16 protein-coding genes and 1 tRNA gene are annotated in these 18,725 nt (G+C 42.3%); 12 read left to right on the plus strand and 5 right to left on the minus strand.

The annotated features are described in order from the left end of the window. The first annotated feature begins 28 nt into the window (after positions 1 to 28). The 3 genes from CAG58_RS13490 (at position 29) to CAG58_RS13500 (ending at position 2,301) form a co-directional block, all read left to right on the plus strand. Positions 29 to 952, plus strand: coding sequence for a ChaN family lipoprotein (locus CAG58_RS13490; RefSeq protein ID WP_161426088.1), 924 nt, complete (start codon positions 29 to 31; stop codon positions 950 to 952). 263 nt (positions 953 to 1,215) lie between these two features. Beyond that, positions 1,216 to 1,578: a hypothetical protein gene (locus CAG58_RS13495; protein ID WP_154170550.1), complete on the plus strand. Its 363-nt coding sequence runs from the start codon at positions 1,216 to 1,218 to the stop codon at positions 1,576 to 1,578. Positions 1,579 to 1,779: 201 nt separating this feature from the next. Continuing rightward, on the plus strand, positions 1,780 to 2,301 hold the full coding sequence (locus CAG58_RS13500; RefSeq protein WP_158138733.1) for a DUF2058 domain-containing protein: 522 nt from the start codon (positions 1,780 to 1,782) through the stop codon (positions 2,299 to 2,301). Between the two features lie 598 nt (positions 2,302 to 2,899). Here CAG58_RS13500 and CAG58_RS13505 read toward each other — a convergent pair. Continuing rightward, on the minus strand, positions 2,900 to 3,595 hold the full coding sequence (locus CAG58_RS13505) for a response regulator (RefSeq protein ID WP_154170546.1): 696 nt from the start codon (positions 3,593 to 3,595) through the stop codon (positions 2,900 to 2,902). Beyond that, positions 3,585 to 5,018 carry a sensor histidine kinase gene (locus tag CAG58_RS13510; protein WP_161426092.1) on the minus strand — a complete coding sequence of 478 codons (1,434 nt, stop codon included), beginning with the start codon at positions 5,016 to 5,018 and terminating at the stop codon, positions 3,585 to 3,587. The genes CAG58_RS13505 and CAG58_RS13510 overlap by 11 nt, the downstream gene beginning before the upstream one ends. 112 nt (positions 5,019 to 5,130) lie before the next feature. On the opposite strand from CAG58_RS13510, the gene nifJ reads away from it, so the two are divergent. Further along, entirely contained in the window at positions 5,131 to 8,412 is a 3,282-nt protein-coding gene (nifJ, locus tag CAG58_RS13515; protein WP_161426089.1) for a pyruvate:ferredoxin (flavodoxin) oxidoreductase, read from the plus strand. Positions 8,413 to 8,569: 157 nt separating this feature from the next. Further along, positions 8,570 to 8,660 (plus strand) — tRNA-Ser (locus tag CAG58_RS13520). A 411-nt stretch (positions 8,661 to 9,071) separates the two neighbouring features. Here the strand turns inward: CAG58_RS13520 and CAG58_RS13525 are convergent. Both CAG58_RS13525 and CAG58_RS13530 read right to left on the minus strand, forming a co-directional pair. Further along, on the minus strand, positions 9,072 to 10,046 hold the full coding sequence (locus tag CAG58_RS13525) for a transposase (RefSeq protein WP_187985153.1): 975 nt from the start codon (positions 10,044 to 10,046) through the stop codon (positions 9,072 to 9,074). Between the two features lie 79 nt (positions 10,047 to 10,125). Next, the gene (locus tag CAG58_RS13530) at positions 10,126 to 10,710 is read right to left on the minus strand and encodes a response regulator transcription factor (RefSeq protein ID WP_161429740.1); all 585 of its coding nucleotides are present in this window, start codon (positions 10,708 to 10,710) and stop codon (positions 10,126 to 10,128) included. A gap of 168 nt (positions 10,711 to 10,878) precedes the next feature. On the opposite strand from CAG58_RS13530, the gene CAG58_RS13535 reads away from it, so the two are divergent. The 7 genes from CAG58_RS13535 to CAG58_RS13565 all read left to right on the plus strand — a co-directional run bounded on the left by CAG58_RS13535 (position 10,879) and on the right by CAG58_RS13565 (position 16,848). Continuing rightward, positions 10,879 to 11,385 carry a GlcG/HbpS family heme-binding protein gene (locus tag CAG58_RS13535; RefSeq protein ID WP_161429741.1) on the plus strand — a complete coding sequence of 169 codons (507 nt, stop codon included), beginning with the start codon at positions 10,879 to 10,881 and terminating at the stop codon, positions 11,383 to 11,385. Positions 11,386 to 11,459: 74 nt separating this feature from the next. Beyond that, positions 11,460 to 12,134, plus strand: coding sequence for an outer membrane protein (locus tag CAG58_RS13540; protein ID WP_161429742.1), 675 nt, complete (start codon positions 11,460 to 11,462; stop codon positions 12,132 to 12,134). A 434-nt stretch (positions 12,135 to 12,568) separates the two neighbouring features. Beyond that, on the plus strand, positions 12,569 to 12,913 hold the full coding sequence (locus tag CAG58_RS13545; RefSeq protein ID WP_004394845.1) for a YajD family HNH nuclease: 345 nt from the start codon (positions 12,569 to 12,571) through the stop codon (positions 12,911 to 12,913). Positions 12,914 to 12,949: 36 nt separating this feature from the next. After that, positions 12,950 to 13,546 carry a TetR/AcrR family transcriptional regulator gene (locus CAG58_RS13550; protein ID WP_161426442.1) on the plus strand — a complete coding sequence of 199 codons (597 nt, stop codon included), beginning with the start codon at positions 12,950 to 12,952 and terminating at the stop codon, positions 13,544 to 13,546. 99 nt (positions 13,547 to 13,645) lie between these two features. Beyond that, positions 13,646 to 14,683 carry an NADP-dependent oxidoreductase gene (locus tag CAG58_RS13555; RefSeq protein WP_161426441.1) on the plus strand — a complete coding sequence of 346 codons (1,038 nt, stop codon included), beginning with the start codon at positions 13,646 to 13,648 and terminating at the stop codon, positions 14,681 to 14,683. Between the two features lie 12 nt (positions 14,684 to 14,695). After that, positions 14,696 to 15,310 (plus strand): glutathione S-transferase family protein, encoded by a 615-nt coding sequence (locus CAG58_RS13560; protein ID WP_161426440.1) that lies wholly within the window; start codon positions 14,696 to 14,698, stop codon positions 15,308 to 15,310. 137 nt (positions 15,311 to 15,447) lie between these two features. Next, positions 15,448 to 16,848 (plus strand): HD-GYP domain-containing protein, encoded by a 1,401-nt coding sequence (locus CAG58_RS13565; RefSeq protein ID WP_161426439.1) that lies wholly within the window; start codon positions 15,448 to 15,450, stop codon positions 16,846 to 16,848. Between the two features lie 61 nt (positions 16,849 to 16,909). On the opposite strand, the gene CAG58_RS13570 is transcribed toward CAG58_RS13565, so the two are convergent. Then, positions 16,910 to 18,514, minus strand: a complete 1,605-nt coding sequence (locus CAG58_RS13570; RefSeq protein ID WP_161426438.1) for an ABC-F family ATPase — start codon at positions 18,512 to 18,514, stop codon at positions 16,910 to 16,912. Between the last annotated feature and the right edge of the window lie 211 nt (positions 18,515 to 18,725).

Genomic DNA, 18,725 nt, shown 5'->3' on the forward strand with positions numbered 1-18,725 from the left:
AGACTGCTGACTCATTATTGGAGGCTTTATGCGTATTTTTATCACCCTTGCACTATCGATATGGCTCATCGGCTGTAGCGCTTCGAACTCTCGTCAAATCAGTGACTTTTACGACTATCAACTGGCTTCGCCTCAAGGGGAGTGGCTAGCATTGTCCAATCTTCCCGATGCGGTGAAACAAGCAGACGTGATCTTAGTCGGAGAATGGCATACCCACAGTGCTATCCATAAGTTTCAAGCCGATTTACTACGGACTTTGATTGAGCACCACCACCCCATCGTCCTTTCTATGGAGCAATTTTCTCGAGATAGCCAACCTTATCTGGATCAATATTTACAAGGCGAGATTGGTGAACAATACCTTATCGAGCAAAGTAACGCTTGGCCAAACTATGCCAGTGATTATCGTCCACTTGTTGAATTAGCGAAACATCATCAAAGACCCATTATTGCCGCCAATGCGCCAAAAAATATGGTTCGTTGTATTGGTCAACAAGGCATTGAATATTTAGATAAGCTACCTAAAGAACAACGTCATTGGGTCGCAAAAGAGATTAACCTCCGTGACTCCCCTTACAAAGCTCATTTTATGGCCTCAATGCATCATGGTAAACCGACCCAACATGAACAACAATTTGCCGCCCAAATGACTTGGGATGAGACCATGGCGGAAAGTATTGTCGATTATCTTGCCGCTCACCCACAACAACAAGTGCTACACATTGCCGGCGCTTTCCATATTCAGCAAGGATTAGGTACTGCGGCGGCGATTCATCAACGTAACCCTAATTTAAGCATCGCGATCATCACCCCAACCAGTCAACTTACTGAACAATCAAGCGATTTTCAGTTACTCGTCCTACCCATGCCGATTCGTTATCTACAACCGGCTCACCAATGGCAAGCGATTGAAAGACTCAAAAATCGCAACACAGATCTCAGTTGTGATTAAAATATCGACCAATTAATTTAACAGGCATACTGTTTGCTTATTAATCAACATTCGCCAAATGTGCAAAAAACGCACAAGTTTTTTTGCGCTTGGCCGATATGGATATTATCGACACGATTTCACGCTATCGACAGCGTGCCATGGTACATAAGTAGCACTTGCTTATGTACCATAAACTAAAGGTTAACGTCGTAAGGACACAAGTTAACCGATATAAAATCGGAGATCGACAAACTGCGTTGCTGTTGATTAAGGAGAATAGAATGAATCCTGTTACCTCTGGTGCTCCACAGACCTATTCCGCCAACGGGACGGCTTCCTCTGTCATGCCAATCACTACCGATAATGCTCATGATCTTCCAGCCAAAGCAGAACCGAATAAAGTCACCCTATCCGAAGAAGGCAAAGCGCTGCTTGCGGCTTTGCAACAGTTCAATGACTCGGAGCATCAAGAGCAACAACCTGAGACACAACCCAAATCGGGTACAGCAAAAGCCTTTACTTATGGTGCGCTAGGAATGGGACATCCTGATCAAACCACAGAACCAACGAATAAAGCCTATACAGCGGGAAAATACCTTTCTGCAGCAGCAAAAATTGGTGGCCTTGTACTTCTACTCGCTTGAATAGATTTGTGGCTTTATTTGCTCAACACGAGTCGGTACACTTAGCCGTTATTGATTAATAGTAACGAATTGAACGCCTCAGCTATCGCAAATAACCAGCGCTCGTTAAGAAAAGCCTCATCGGCTTAAAGTGCATAATGTAGTACTGAACTGCCGCCTTCAATTCGTATCGAAACACTACCTGATTGTATTGGACTAACCATGACACGACTATCTCTACAAGAGCAAATGCTCAAAGCGGGCCTTGTGAATGAAAAAAAACTTAAAAAAGCCCAAAAAAGTTCGAAGAAATCACGCGTACAAGCGCGAGAAGTAAAAGCCGCCGTTGAGGCAAATAAACAAGAGCAAATAGAACGTGATAAGGCGTTAAATAAACAGCAAAAAGAACAATTGCTGACCAAGGAAATTCGCGCTCAAGTGAAACAGTTAATTGAAATGAATAAATTGCCGCACAATAACGGCGATATTCAATATCACTTTACCGATGGAACCTTAGTCAAAAAACTCTACGTTGATAACCAGACTCGCGATCAACTCAGTAAAGGTCATCTCGCGATTGCTCGTTATGAAGAGAGCTACGCCATCATTCCTAATATCGTCGCTGAGAAAATTTGGCAACGTGATGAGAACAGTATTATTCCTCTACCAGAAGAAGATAAACAAGCCCATGATGAAGAAGATCCTTACGCCGATTTTGTTGTCCCTGATGATTTAATGTGGTAGAGCCGCAGAATAGACCCACTTATCGCCACCGCTCTTCGACTTTTAGCGATTACAATCACTCTCGATAATTAATCTATGAGGGTCAATCAAACCTATTGCAGAAAGGCTGCAATAGGCAGAATTTGGATAAAAAAAGGGGCTCCGAGGAGCCCTGAATCGAAAAAAGTGATAGCAAAGGGGGAAAGGACTTTTGAGCTACAGGTGCGCTATAAGCTCTTTGGGTCTGAACCATTGCTGCCATTCAAACGCTGTAGTTCCCAACTCTACAGGTTTGAACTTTCACTTGACGCAGTACAACCCTTACAATACCGCGTATGACTTACATCCTGTATGTTATGTTGATCCGTCGACAAAAATGTACTGGTTATTACTCTGTGTTGTGTTTCGCAAACTATCCCACTATAGATTCACGCCCAACCTGTCTGAATACTTAACCCAAACCCACACCATCGAACCATAATGTGGGCATGTGATTACTATAAGTAATTCGATGTATCCATGTTGTATAGATAAAGCGTAGGCGTATATAATTTTTATAAAGAGAGATAATTAAGCATGATACATACAAGTCAATCTGATGCGAGTCAGTACTTAACTATCAAACCTCATCCACCAAACGATAACCCACCCCTGTTTCAGTAATAATGTGTTTCGGTTGAGCAGGAATATCTTCGATTTTATGACGTAATTGAGCGACGTGAATACGCACATAATGGTGATGCTCAATATAGTTACTGCCCCATACTTCTTTTAAAATTTGTTTATGAGTCAAAACTTTACCCATGTTTTTGGTCAGTAATTTAAGAATGTTGTATTCGGTTTTCGTTAACTTAACCACTTGTCCATCTTTGGTCACACGCTGTAAAGCTAAATCAATCACGACTCGACCAAATTGATACTGCACTAACTCCTGCTGATCGGGTTGTTCAAATAAACGCAAGGCAACCCGAATTCTTGCCAGCAATTCCTCACTCCCAAATGGCTTAGTCAAGTAATCGTTAGCACCAGCATCAAGGGCGAGTACTTTGTCCGTCTCTCGCTCTCGAGCTGAGATGATAATGATAGGGGTCTGTGTCCAGCTACGCAGCTCTTTGGTCAGCTCAATCCCATCTTTATCCGGTAATCCTAAATCTAATAAAATAAGATGGGGATTCCAATTGGCGATCAACGCAACCCCCTGCTCTGCCGATGAGGCGGTTTTGACCTGATATTGATAACCCGTGATCAGGACATTTAAAAAACGCTGAATAGGTGCTTCATCTTCAATAATTAAGACTTTTATTTCACTGTTCATACAGTTCCTTTAAATCATACAATCGACAAGGAATACTCACATTAAAACAGATGCCTCCGCCCGCAAGGTTATGCGCGCTGATCTCACCTCGGTGAGCTAAAACAATCACCTGACAAATTGCCAAGCCCAACCCAGTACCATCTTTTTGCTGATCATTGAGTCGATAAAATCGTTCAAAAATACGTATTAATTCTGGCTCCGGCACGCCCGGCCCATTATCCGCTACCGTTAAAATAAACCGTCCGTTAGTATAATCGGTCGTGATCGTAATTTGACTGCCTCGCGGAGTATACTTAATGGCATTTTCAAGTAAATTTAAAATAACTTGCTCAATCAGCAAACTGTCCAATTCCACCAACATCGGCGTACTGGTAAACTGAATGTGATGGAATGTCAGTCGCGAGTTCAGACTCGCTAATACGCTGCCAATCAGCTCTTCTGGCTCAACCCAATCAAGCTTAGGGACCAAAGCACCTGTGGTATAACGGGTAATGTCGAGCAATTTAGTTAAACTACGATTCAACCTCCGCCCTTGCTCGGCAATGGACTGTAATAGCTCATCTCGAATCGCCGAAGATAAAACAACACCGTTATCTGCTAAGGTCGTTGCCGCGCCAATAATCGTCCCTAAGGGTGTTTTAAGATCATGAGAAACTGACGCTAATAAGGTACTGCGCATCGATTCTAATTGATTGGCGGCTTCCACTTGAGCTAACGCTTGATTGGCCTGAGATCGCGCTAACGACAAACTCAATAAAGACAAAACCCAAGGCTCAACACGTTGTGGCGGCTGATCGGTTTGTATCACTAGTGCTCCCAACTCTCTCTCACGATCTTTTAGCCAATATACCGATGCCGCTGATAACGGCTGATTAGGCTGCCAACTGTCGATATCTGGCAAAGTCCATTTGTCATGCTGGGCGACCAGTCGCCAGTCTGGGGAAGACAAAAACACAGCGCCACGTAATGCTGACTCTTTACTCAAAAACTGTACCGTTGCTTGCGCGATTTGCTCACTAGTGCGCAGCGCCGAAAGATGGCAAGCTAACTGGTAATATTTTTTATGCTTATATTGCAAGCGTTTATTTTTCTGTATTTCCTTCCGTTGTGACTGTGTTATATTGATCGCGAATATCCCACTAAAGACCATCACCGCATAAGTAATGATGTGCTGTGCATTCTGAAATCGGAACGAATGATAATCCGGTAACAGAAAGTAATGAAAGATAATGACCCCAGCTAAAGTCATTATATAAGCATAGCTAGGCCGAAGTACCGATGCGCTTAAGATGTTGAGTAATAAGAACAACATCGCCATATCGGTCTCTATCATAACTTGACGGTAAATCACCCCGATGACGGTTATCAAACCGTACAGCAATATTAGTATGATGATTTTATATCCATCGTACTTTTTCAGCATGTTCTGCATCTTAACCATTTTATTTCTCGTGTTTTCGTCACGTTATGTGAGGGAATCATACTTGTTTAGCCTTAAGTCACAACCATTGTGATTAACCAGAGGTTCCAGAGTGATGAATTGGATTACTGATGCTAATACCGCGGTAGCTCAAGTTGCTTACCAATTGAGTGAAGTGATCGCCGTTTACCCGATCACCCCAAGCACAACTATGGCAGAAAAATGTGAGTCATGGGCAGCACAAAAAAGGCCTAATCTTTTAGGGGAAGTGCCTCAGCTGATTGAAATGCAATCGGAAGCAGGAACCATTGCTGTTGTACATGGCAGCGCAATGAGTGGGGCGTTAGCAACAACCTTTACCTCATCACAAGGTTTATTATTGATGATACCAACCTTATATAAACTGGTTGGTGAACTCACGCCATGTGTGATTCATGTTGCGGCGCGTGCTTTAGCCACTCATGCTTTATCAATTTTTTGTGATCATTCAGATGTGATGAGCGTGAGACAGACCGGTGTTGCCATGTTATGTGCAACGGATGGCCAGCAAGCGCAAGATATGGCGTTGATTGCGACGCTTTCTTCTTTGCGTTGTCGGTTACCGTTTATTCATTTTTTTGATGGATTTATCACTTCACATGCTCTGACCAATCTTATTCCTCTCGATGAGCAAACCATTAAGCAATTACTTTCCGGTGATGATCTACTTGCGTTTCGTCAGCGAGCCTTAACCCCTGATAGGCCAAGCCTACGTGGTGCAACCGCAGACAGTGATAGCTATTTCCAATGCCGAGAAGCGCAAAATAGCTATCATCAACAAACGCCATCTATCGTACAAAGCATCATGGATGACTTTGCCGCGCATACTGGACGACAATATCATTTAGTCAGCTATACTGGTCACCCACAAGCGACTCAGGTTATTGTGGCACTTGGTTCAGTCACCGAAACCCTGAAAAGCTATGTTGATCAACAGGTCAATCTCGGCCAGAAAATTGGCGTGATCAGCATACATCTTTATCGCCCCTTCCCCAGTGAAGCGCTATTAGAAGCCCTGCCAAATACCGTGCAACAAATCGCAGTGCTAGACAGAACCAAAGAGCCAGGATCGAGCGGAGAACCGTTATATCTTGATGTATTACATGCATTACAAACCCAGCCTCGCTCGATTACTTTATATCGTGGTCGATACGGGTTAGCCGGAAAGCCCTTTTATCCTGAAGATGCTGAGCAAATTTTTAATATGCTTTCGGCTCCTCAAGCGCAACAAAAAAGAGAATTTGTGATCGGTATTTCCGATGACAAGACACATCTCAACTTACCCATCGCCCAACTCACTCATAATGACGACCATTTACAACAAGTGCTGATGTATGGTTATGGGGGAGATGGCAGCGTTTCCGCTGGGAAAAATGTGCTTAAGGTTTTAGGTCAACATTATCAATCGAACGTCAATGCGCAATTTGAGTACGATTCAAAAAAATCACGGAATATTACCACCACTCACTTACGTTTTTCATCACAGCCGATTCGAACGCCTTATCCAATCCGTCAAGCGCAGCTCATTTCACTGAGCCAAGAAGGATTATTACGGGATATAGACATCAGTACTCACCTCGCTCATCGTGCCATTTTACTGATCAATACCAATAAAACAGGCAGTGAGCTGTGGTATAAACTTCCGACGTCACTACAAGCCGTAATTCAAGCAAAACAAATTCGCGTGATCACCCTTGATGCCGATCAACTGGTGGCAAAACATCAGCTTAACAATAAAACCAGTGTGGTCATGCAGGTCGCCACCACCCTACTGTTAACCAATCAACAAGATAACCAAGCCCTGCTTACCCAACTGCGCAACCTATGTGAACAACAGTTGCAAGGAAAATCGGCCGAGCTGATTACACGAAGTATTGCGTGTATCGAAGCCACACCAGAGAATATTAATTACAATCCTTTTGCTGCTCATGTCGCCTCTAGCTTTATCGCCCCTACGCCATGTGCTTCTGCAGAGCCCTTATCGTTAGTTGAACAACTGCTCGCTAGACAAGGAAATAGCTTGCCAGTGTCTGCCTTTCCCGCAGATGGCTGCTGGCCAACCAACACATCGCATCTCGAAAAAAGAGACATTTCCGAGCAGCTACCTGTCTGGTCGGAAGATTTATGCACTCAATGCGGTTACTGCGTCGCGATTTGTCCGCACTCAGCCATTCGAGCGAGAATTGTCGAACCAATAGAAGGCGAAGATTTATCACCATTAAAAACCATGCCTTACCGCTCTCGTCATCAACCAGATGCTATCTATACTTTGCAAGTATCACCCAACGATTGTACTGGCTGTCAGCTGTGCGCGAACGTTTGTCCGGGTAAAGATAAGAAAAATCCTGAACGTAAATCCTTGATGATGGTCGCCAAACCCGATTGTTACGATCAGGAGGTAGGTCAATTTGAACGCTTTGAAGCCTTACCAACACAAAATATTTATCAACAAGAACGTATTGATGTCAAAACGCTTCAACATGTTGAGCCTTACTTTGAATACCCTAATGCCTGCGCTGGATGTGGCGAAACCGCTTATATTCGAATCCTAACTCAACTGTTTGGGGATAGACTATACATTGCTAACGCAACCGGATGCTCTTCTATCTTTGGTGGCAACTTACCGACAACACCTTATAGTCAAAATGCGGATCGACGAGGGCCGGCATGGGCCAATAGCTTATTTGAAGATAATGCTGAGTTTGGTCTGGGTATGAAACTGGCTGTCAAAGCCCTTCAATCACGAGCAGAGCATGTATTAGCCCAACAAGGAGGTTCGGATAACATTCAAGCGTTGAATATTCCTGAACGTCGCCAGCAAATTCAAGCTTTGCAAAATCAGATTGAAGCACAACCTCAACATGCTGAGCTGCATCTTCTTTTAGATTACTTCGTCGAAAAACAAGTATGGCTAATCGGTGGTGATGGCTGGGCCTACGATATTGGATTCGGTGGACTCGATCATGTACTAAGAAGTGGCGAAAACATCAACATATTAGTGCTTGATACTCAATGCTACGCCAATACTGGGGGACAAAAGTCTAAATCAACCCCGCAAGGCCAAACGGCGAAATTATGCAGCGAGCCTAATCCAAATCCAGCGAAAGATTTGATTGAGCTTTACCGCCACGTCCCCGGTGTTTATGTGGCCAGAATTGCACTCGCGGCTAATATGAATCACACCATTAAGACCTTAAAAGCCGCGGGTGAACACCAAGGTCCATCTTTAGTGATCGCATACTCACCCTGTATTGAACACAATTATGACTTAGCACACAGCGCCGAGTTTACTCGCAACTTAGTTAAAAGTGGCGACTGGCCACTCTATGCCGAAGTCGGAGGAAAAGTTACTGAATAACAGCGATAAAACTCAAACTAGCCAGCATGAATATCACTTTACTGGTTGGTTTGAGCCAGTTAAGGAAATAAAAATGCCTTTTTTGCTCGTATTTTATTCACTTGAAATCAAAGGGACTTTACAAGCACTAAGAAGCCTTATATTATTCGCGCCACACGGAGAGATGGCTGAGTGGTTGAAAGCACCGGTCTTGAAAACCGGCGATGGTTAATAGCTATCCTAGGGTTCAAATCCCTATCTCTCCGCCACATTCTAAGCCCCTGAGTAATCAGGGGCTTTTCTCGTTTTAAGACGATCAATGTCACCTAATACAAGTAGGTGATACATATGTATTTGATTAAATTGAGCAATAATGTGTTTTATACACGTATTTCCATTCCTGTTGCACTACATCTTTATCAAGGACACACACCTACATTTTTCTCTTGGCCATAATGCTGCCTGGCCGCTTAAAAGGCCGCTTAAAAGGACATACACTTATAAATACATTCGATAATGCTGTGATCGATTTAAAAACTAACCTTAATGTGCGATTCAGAAACGGCCTTACTTAGATATAAAAGTAAAACATCAAATAGTTGGGTGATTTCAAAAGAAGGGATTACCACCAGCACAATTACTGGCTCGTTTTTACTAGACTTTAGCAGTTGTTAGGTTGCTTATTCCAAGAGATAAAGCTGTACTCTTTGTTTTTTCAGAAGCACTTTCGCTATTACCGCCTGAGGCCGAGTACCGATAGCTGTCGTGCGCGATTTCTCTAGACCAGTGCAGATTTTTAGCCAATCCTTTGAATTAAAACTTAATCGCGACAAAATATTTGGCATTTTATCGCTCATCGACGCTTTGCCGTCTCGATATTGGCGAGCGGTCCAGTCAACCAACTCTAAATAATCCATCAGACGAAAAGGGATCCCCTCTCGCGGCTCATTAGTTGGGTTACCAATAAATGGATGCAAACAAGGCGCTGTCGCTAAATTTTTATTTAGTGCATCTATTCTGGCTTTTATCGAAGTAAATTCACCGGTTTCTAGGGTATCAGCGATCCCCGCTCGAATCGGGTTTAAATCAACATAAGCCATTGCCGCTACCAATGCTTTTTCATCAAGTAGTGCTTGGCTTTTGAAACGGCTCTCCCAAAAGTGTCCAGTGCAATTGTCTTCTCGGTTAGCTTTACAAGCAATATCGTAATTGAGCTCTTTCATAAACCAGCTCAAGCTCGATAACCTTTCCCGCCAAACTTCAATTAGTTCAATGCAGCGCGTTTGTTCAGCTAGGCTAGTGAGTTGTTTATTTTGCCAACGTTGAATCAAAAACGGTAGCTTGTGCACTTGGCTCCAACGTTCAACGACTTCATGAAATGTGAGTTTTAATGCTCTATTTTGGTTAATATTTACAACCAGATGATAATGATTACTCATAATGGCGTATGCACAAATATCAATGCAATAGACGTTCGTTAACGAATAGATTTTTTGTTCTATCCATTCTCTTCGATGTTCATAACAACGATTGGTCAAGGTATCTTTACCGCATAAAAAGCTACGCCTCACGCAGCGAGAAACGCAGTGATAATAAGATGTTACATCCGTAGAAACCAGTTGTTGTCGAGCGGTGGTCAAAGTAGTGTCCTCCATTAAACGTGAAGGAACCTTAGCAATAAATGATGCATAAATGTGCTACCGAATCACCAAAAAACTAAAAATCATTCTTTTTTCATACTTTTGGTGTGTGTCCTTTAAAATGGCAATACTTTTGGTGTGTGTCCTTTAAAATGGCAGTTTTAGTTATTACTTTTTCAGGATTTTCAAGCATAAGTTTAATGAGACCAAATTCTCTTTGATTCAGATTAATTACATTTCCAGCACGCTTTAATTCACGTTTAAGAACATCAAGAGATAATTCACCATATATTATTTCATAAGGTTGAGATAAACTATTTCTACCTCGCCTATACAATGATTGACAACGTGCTAATAATTCAGGAAAAGCAAATGGTTTAACTAAATAATCATCTGCACCAGATTGTAGACCCTTCACTTTTTCAGCCACAGAATGTTTAGCGCTAAGTATAATAACCGGCGTAGTATGTCCCTCTCCTCTAAAATCTGCAAGAACTTTTAGTCCATCTTTTTTAGGTATCATAATATCAAGAATAATAACATCATAAGACTGATTAACAGCCTCGTATAATCCATCAATACCATCAATAACATGTGTGATCACACATCCCTCTTGACGGAATCCACTTACAAGAAAATCAGAAATATACTCATCATCTTCAATCAAAAGGATCTTCATTTGATACCTACCTTTATTTTTCACTAAATAATTTTTTCGAGCTTAATTTACCATTAAAATGTATTCAACTTAAGCAACATTACAACTTTGTAATGATAGTGAAAGCATTTAGCAATAAAGCTTCTGTTAAAGTAATCAAACTAAATAATACACTTAACAGGAGTGAACATGAACAAAATAAAACTCAGTATATTAGTGACATCACTAAGCATTTTGTCCTTATCTTTCAATGCATTAGCAAATGAACATGAGCATAGTGTTTTAACAAAACAGATCTCATCCAAGTCAGCAATCAAATTAGCAGAAGAAACATTGACTCAATGTGAATCTAAAGGATACAAAATATCAACTACAGTCGTAGACCTATCTGGACAAGTCTTAGCTCAACTTCGGTCTGATGGCGCAGGTATTCACACATTAGAAAGTTCACGTAAAAAAGCATTTACAGCAACGAGCATGAAACAACCTTCTGGTAATTTAATGAAAGTGATAGCCGATAACCCTATTATGCAGCCATTACAATATATGAATGAAAACTTATTATTTCTAGCCGGAGGTATTCCTATTCAATTAAATGGTAATGTTATTGGTGGCATCGGAGTTGGTGGGGCACCAAATGGTAATTTAGATGCAGAGTGTGCGGAAGCCTCAATAAAAAAAACCTTCCAGCTTTAAGAATATTTCTAAGGGATTAATATTTTCATTCCTATATAAAAAACCAAAAAAATAAAACCATCTTGGAGGTTAAAATGTATAAAAAAATAGCTATTTCATTAACTCTACTATCAACAAATGTATTCTCCAATGAAATTGACAATGATTATTATGGCGCTATTAGAGGAGCGAAAGTTATCCAATCTGCTGATGGAATGAACTTAAGTCATAGACCAGGGATCGGAGAGTTTGTTTCTGGAGATGATAAGTCTCGATTTTATGATTTTTCTTTAGCTTTAGGAAAAAGATATAGTAATCATTGGAGAACAGAAGCTGAATATAGTTTTAAAAAGACATCTGAATATACTAGTGGTTCTAGTGTTTTTACCACAAGCTTCAATCATCATAAAGTACAATCTGAACGTTTAATGTTTAATATGTATCGTGACTTTAAATTAAAAGATCGCATTTCAGCTTATGGCATGATTGGCTTTGGTCTTGCAAAAGTAAAATCTTCGGGATGGCAAGGTAATGAAAATCGTCAATATGAGCAGAATACAGATACTAATATTGCATATTCTTTAGGTGCAGGTGTTAGCTATCAGTTGGTTGAGAATGTAAGTTTTGATCTAGGATATCGTTATGTTGATCTCGGAGAAGTAGAAAGTGGATGGAACAAGTTTCAAAATGCCAGAGGCTTGCAAGATGAAAAAATGAAAGCAAACTTAAAAGCAAGTGAGTATTATCTGGGTGTTCGTGTTAATTTTTAGTTTAAATAATACTAAAATCCATATATTAATATAAGTTTAAACCCATAATAAGTCAGGGCAACCGCATGAGTAGATTATTTGTAAACGGAAACCACACTCTTTGTTAACTCGCTAAGAGTTGAGCTGCGTAAATCCAGATTTATGCGGTCAAGAAACAAACAGGGATAAAAAAAGCACCTCAAAACAACTATCTCACGGTTAATAGTTTTTGAAAATTAACATTAATTCAACTCATGCGCTCGCCTTGCATAATAAGTAGTATGATAACTTAAAATCATACTACTTATCTAATCTTATATTTTTCTCACTGCCAATAAATATGATTCTTTATAAGAACTTGCTTTTTATCCAGAAAAAACCTCACACAAGCTTTGCTCTGCGGCGGCTTTTAGTCTTTAATATCGTCAAAGAAAATTTAAAGATAGGAAAGCAATATGTCGTCGGATTTTTACGGTTCGAGTGCCAATTACGCACGTAAAGAAAGTGGTTACCGAGAAAAAGCGCTCAAACTTTACCCATGGGTATGTGGTAAATGTGCTCGGGAATTTGTGTACTCCAACTTGCGCGAGTTAACCGTGCACCATAAAGATCATGATCACACCAATAATCCGGAAGATGGCAGCAATTGGGAGCTGCTATGCTTATATTGTCACGATCATGAGCATTCAAAGTATCTCGAACATGAACGTTACGGCGTTGAGTCAACCGCTAAGCTTGATGAGCACCAAAGCGCGACTTACAACCCGTTTGCCGATTTAGCTAAAATGATGAAAAAATAACTAGACGACTGGTCTAGTTATTTTTATAGTGTCGTCATGAACATAAAAACCAATGATACTCGTCAACATATTTTAGATGTCGGCTACCAACTGGTGGTGAGTAAAGGCTTTACCAATGTTGGCCTATCTGAATTGTTAAAAACCGCTGACGTACCAAAAGGCTCGTTTTATCATTACTTTAAATCGAAAGAGCAATTTGGCGAGGCATTAATCAATGATTACTTTGCTGATTACTCACAGCGAATTCATGACCTATTTACCGACCAACACGGCACCGCTTACCAGCGATTAATGCGCTATTGGCAATACTGGCATGAGCAAAGTGAAGGTCAGTGCCATGCGCAACGTTGTTTAGTGGTGAAGTTAAGTGCTGAAGTCGCTGATCTTTCTGATGCGATGCGTATCGCACTATTGAATGGGGCGAATGCCATTATCCATGCGATTGCTCAATGTATTGAGCAAGGGGTCAATGAAGGTTCAATTTACGTTCAGCACAGCCAGCTAACCGCTGAGCTGTTGTATAATTTGTGGATTGGCGCGAGCCTACTGAGTAAACTTCGTCAAGATAATCAAGGACTTGATCAAGCACTTATTACCACCGAGCAAATATTACAAGGCAAACCTGTAAGTTAAACCAGTGGCTTGTCTATATAGAATACCGCTATTTCGATAGCGGTTTTTTACCCACGAAAATTAGACGACTGGTCTAATTTAATAACTGGAATTTGATGTATGACTCAAACGATCAACCGCCAAATCGTACTGGCTTCTCGGCCACATGGTGCCCCGACTGACAGTAACTTTCGCTTACAACACGTGGCCAAATCAACTCCTGCGCAAGGTGAAGTATTACTGCGCACCATTTACCTTTCTCTCGACCCTTATATGCGTGAACGCATGAGCGATGCTAAATCCTATGCTGAACCTGTTGCAATTGATGATGTGATGGTCGGTGGCACTGTATGCCAAGTTGAAACCTCGCATCACCCAGACTTTACTGTTGGTGAGTGGGTGCTTGCTTATACTGGTTGGCAAGATTACGCCATCTCCAATGGTGAAGGCATATTGAAACTGGGGCGAGATCCGATAACCCCTTCCTATGCATTAGGCGTGATGGGGATGCCCGGTTTTACCGCTTACATGGGACTACTGGATATTGGTCAGCCTAAAGCAGGGGAAACCTTGGTTGTCGCCGCAGCAACTGGCCCTGTTGGCGCAACCGTCGGCCAGATTGGCAAAATCAAAGGTTGTCGCGTAGTCGGTATTGCAGGCGGAGAAGAAAAATGCCGTTATGCCAAACAAGTACTGGGATTTGATGAGTGTCTTGATCACAAAGCGGATGATTTTGCTCAGCAACTCGCCCAAGCCTGCCCACAAGGCATCGATGTTTACTATGAGAATGTTGGCGGCAAAGTCTTTGATGCGGTATTACCGCTGCTGAATACTTCAGCTCGCGTTCCTGTTTGTGGTTTAGTTTCCCAATATAACGCGACCGCGCTACCGACTGGCCCCGACCGCTTACCACTACTGATGGGCACTCTACTCACTAAGCGCATTCGTATGCAAGGCTTTATCATCTTTGATGATTACGGCGATCGTTATAGCGAATTTGCCCGCGAGATGAGTCAATGGCTTAGCCAAGGAAAAATCCACTACCGCGAGCAAATCATCTCCGGTTTAGACAATGCACCACAAACCTTTATCGGTTTACTGGAAGGTAAAAACTTTGGCAAAGTGGTGATTGAAGTCAATCAACCACTTTCAATCTAAAAGGAAAAAATCATGATCATCCTGCATCATCTTAATCAATCACGCTCAAAGCGGATTATCTGGTTACTGGAAGAATTGGGACTCGACTATCAAATTGTCGCTTATCAACGGGATAAAGCGACGTTTCTCGCACCGCCCGAACTAAAAACCGTACACCCTCTCGGTAAATCACCTGTCCTTGAAGATGATGGACTGATCGTTACTGAATCGGGGGCGATCACCGATTATTTAATTGACAAATACGGCCGACAATTTGCTCCGCAACGTGGCAGTGTTGATTACGTTCACTATCAACAATGGCTACATTTTGCTGAAAGTTCTGCAATTTTACCGTTATTATTACAGATGTTTGTCGCAAAAGATGGTTGTCAAACCAACTTTTTAAAAGGCTATGCTGATCACGAAGCAGCGCAAGTAATGCGCTATTTTGACCAATCTTTAGCAGGTAAAACCTATTTGGTCGCCGAGCAACTCACAGGGGCTGATATCATGATGTCATTTATTGCAGAGATCTTGGTCAAAGATGGCGTCATCGAACACTATCCAAATATTGCGCGTTATTTGCGTCAGTTGGCCACACACCCCGCTTATCAAAAAGCCAATCAACTCGAAGCGCAATACGCTTAGTCTTAGGGTAATCATCAACATCGCACGGCATAAATTAATGCGGTGCGATTTATCGATACTCGCTGATTTCTCGCCTATCCGCTCGACAATCGACTAAGCTAAGGATATCCGTAACAAGCTATTGAGAGCCGTCCTTAATGCATGAAAATTCGATATTAGAAAACCACATACCGCAACCTTATTCTAAGCCCCTCATGCCGCTCTCTGAACTGATGTTAGCCTTAACTGCCGCACTCGATATGACGGAAGGGCAACCGCCAGAGCATTGTATTCGTTGCTGCTGGATTGGCATGCACATTGGCCAAGCGATTGGCCTAGATGAGACACAACGCCACGATCTGTTTTTTACCTTATTACTCAAAGATGCGGGCTGTAGTAGTAACGCGGCGCGAATTTGTGAGTTATACATGGCCGATGATCGTACATTTAAACGTAATTACAAAACCATCGGCACCAGCTTATCCAGTGCGATAAACTTTGTCATCAAACATGCAGGTGCTGGGCAAAGTTGGATAGAAAGGATCAGCACAACGCTGGATATATTGAAAAATGGCGGTGATTACGCACAAGAATTAATTCAAACTCGCTGCACGCGAGGCGCTGACATTGCTCGTGAGCTGCGCTTCTCTGAACCAGTTGCGCTAGGTATCCACAGTTTAGATGAACATTGGGATGGCAAGGGCAGACCCGAACAATTGCAGCAAGAACAAATTCCACTTTACTCTCGTATCGCCCTACTCTCTCAAGTGGTGGACGTATTTCAATACCAACACAATCTCTCAACCGCTTTACAAGAAGTGCAATCACGCAGTGGTCAATGGTTTGACCCAGCGTTAGTGGATACTCTGGTCTCTATTGCTAAAACTGAATCGTTTGTTGATGGGCTCAAAGCGCAAGATATACGCCAACGTATAATGGCAATGGCTCCGGCTCAAGCGAATATTTATCTCGATGATGATTATTTCGATGATATTGTTAGTGCCTTTGGCAAAATTGTCGACGCGAAAAGTCCCTATACCGCCGATCACAGCCAACGCGTAGCGATATATGCTGATTTGATCGCCGAACAGCTAGGTATTGACCCGCTCCAACGTCGTTGGCTAAAACGCGCGGCTTTGCTGCATGACTTGGGTAAACTTGGGGTCAGTAATACCATTTTGGATAAACCCGATAAGCTCAACGATCAAGAATGGGAAGCCGTTAAAGCTCACGCCTCACTTACTGAACAAATCTTAATCAACATCTCAGCTTTCCGCTCTTTGGCAACCATTTCAGCCGCTCATCACGAGAAACTCGATGGGACCGGTTATCCGCGACAATTAGCAGGCGAAGAGATTTCACTAATGACTCGGATCATCACTACCGCTGACATCTTCGATGCGATTACCGCTGAAAGGCCATATCGCGGCGCGATTCCTATCCCTCAGGCACTAGCAATAATGCAAGACAACCTACACACCGCGATTGATGTGGATTGCTTTAATGCATTAACCATCGCGATTAAAAAACTGCCTGAGTGGCAATCAATCGATCTTTAATAAGACCATAAAGATGAACCGCCACGATTATCTAACCATCGTGGCGATCGGTATAACAAACCTAAGCGGCGCTGAGTAGTTTTTCTTGATGGGCAAGATACTCGTTATAAGTGCCTTGAAAGACTTGCAGGCGCTGATCTTTAATTTCAATAATCGACGTCGCCAAAGAAGATACGAACTCTCGGTCATGACTAACAAAAATCAAGGTACCTTTATAACCTTTTAGCGCCGTGTTTAGCGCTTCAATCGCTTCCATATCCATGTGGTTGGTTGGTTCATCCATGACTAAAACGTTGACGTCTAACATCATCAATTTACCAAACATTAAGCGGTTTTTTTCTCCACCGGAGCAGCTTTTGGCTTTTTTGTTGGCATCATCGGCACTAAACAGCAGACGCCCCAAAATACCACGTACAATCAGATCATCATGCTTTACGGTGCGCCATTGTGAAATCCACTCAAAGACGGTTAAATCGTTATCAAAATCGGCGGTATTGTCTTGAGGACAATAACCGATGGAGGCATTTTCTGACCATTTGACTACGCCTTGCGTTTGAGCCAATTCACCGACTAAACAGCGCAATAAAGTACTTTTACCGACACCATTTTCACCAATTACCGCCAATCGAGTTCCCGCTTCTAGCAACAAGTTACCTTTTTCAAATAATGGCCCTTCATCGAAGGCATGCGCTAACTCTTGTAGCTCAAGGGCTTGGCGATGTAGTTTTTTCCCTTCACCAAAGGTAATATGTGGACTTACTCGGCTACTTGATTTCACTTCATCAAGCTTAATTTTATCCATTTTCTTGGCACGTGAACTGGCTTGCTTAGCTTTTGAAGCATTGGCACCAAAACGGTTGACGAAATCTTGTAACTCGTTCAGCTCAGCGGTTTTTTTGGCATTCCCCGCTAGCAGTTGCTCACGAATCAAGCTTGATGCTTCTAAGAAATAATCATAATTACCCGGATAAATCCGTAGCTCACCATAATCAATATCAGCCATATGGGTACAGACGGCATTTAAGAAGTGGCGATCGTGAGAGATGATGATCATGGTACATTTGCGCTGCTTCAACTCTTCTGCTAACCAGTTAATGGTATGAATGTCCAAGTTGTTGGTCGGCTCATCAAGCAATAAAATATCGGGGTTAGCAAACAGAGCTTGCGCTAATAAGACACGCAGTTTCCAACCAGGAGCGACTTGCTGCATCAAACCAAAATGCAGCGATTCTTCAATGCCTGCTTGCAGTAGAATATCTCCCGCGCGACTTTCCGCAGTATAACCATCCATCTCGGCAAATTCGCTTTCTAGCTCAGCGACTGCCATGCCATCGGCTTCACTCATTTCAGGTAATGCGTAAATTCGTTCACGTTCTTGTTTAATTTCCCACAGCTTACGATCGCCCATGATCACGGTATCAATCACGCTAAATTGCTCAAAGGCGAATTGATCTTGACTCAACACGCCGAGCTTCAAACCTGGCGTCATCGAAACGTTACCAGAGCTTGGTGTCAGCGCACCACTGAGGATCTTCATGAATGTCGACTTACCACATCCATTCGCACCGATTAACCCATAGCGGTTACCGTTGCCGAATTTAGCAGAAATGTTTTCAAATAAGGGTTCTGCACCAAATTGCATGGTGATGTTGGCAGTAGAGATCAAAGAAGTCTTCCTAGGTATGAATATGAACGAGCCGTTGGGTGACAACCGATAACGGTCACACACCAATTAATAGGTATTGATACCGTAATGATGCCCCGACATCGGACTGGCCATCGGTGAACATCATCAGGGTATAGATAGGCGGCGAATTATACAGGTTTATCACACAAATGATAGATATGAGAGATTAATCACAGAAGTCTTCCCATGG

The sequence above is a fragment of the Vibrio sp. V31_P5A7T61 genome, assembly GCF_009904895.1.
Taxonomy (GTDB): domain Bacteria; phylum Pseudomonadota; class Gammaproteobacteria; order Enterobacterales; family Vibrionaceae; genus Vibrio; species Vibrio metschnikovii.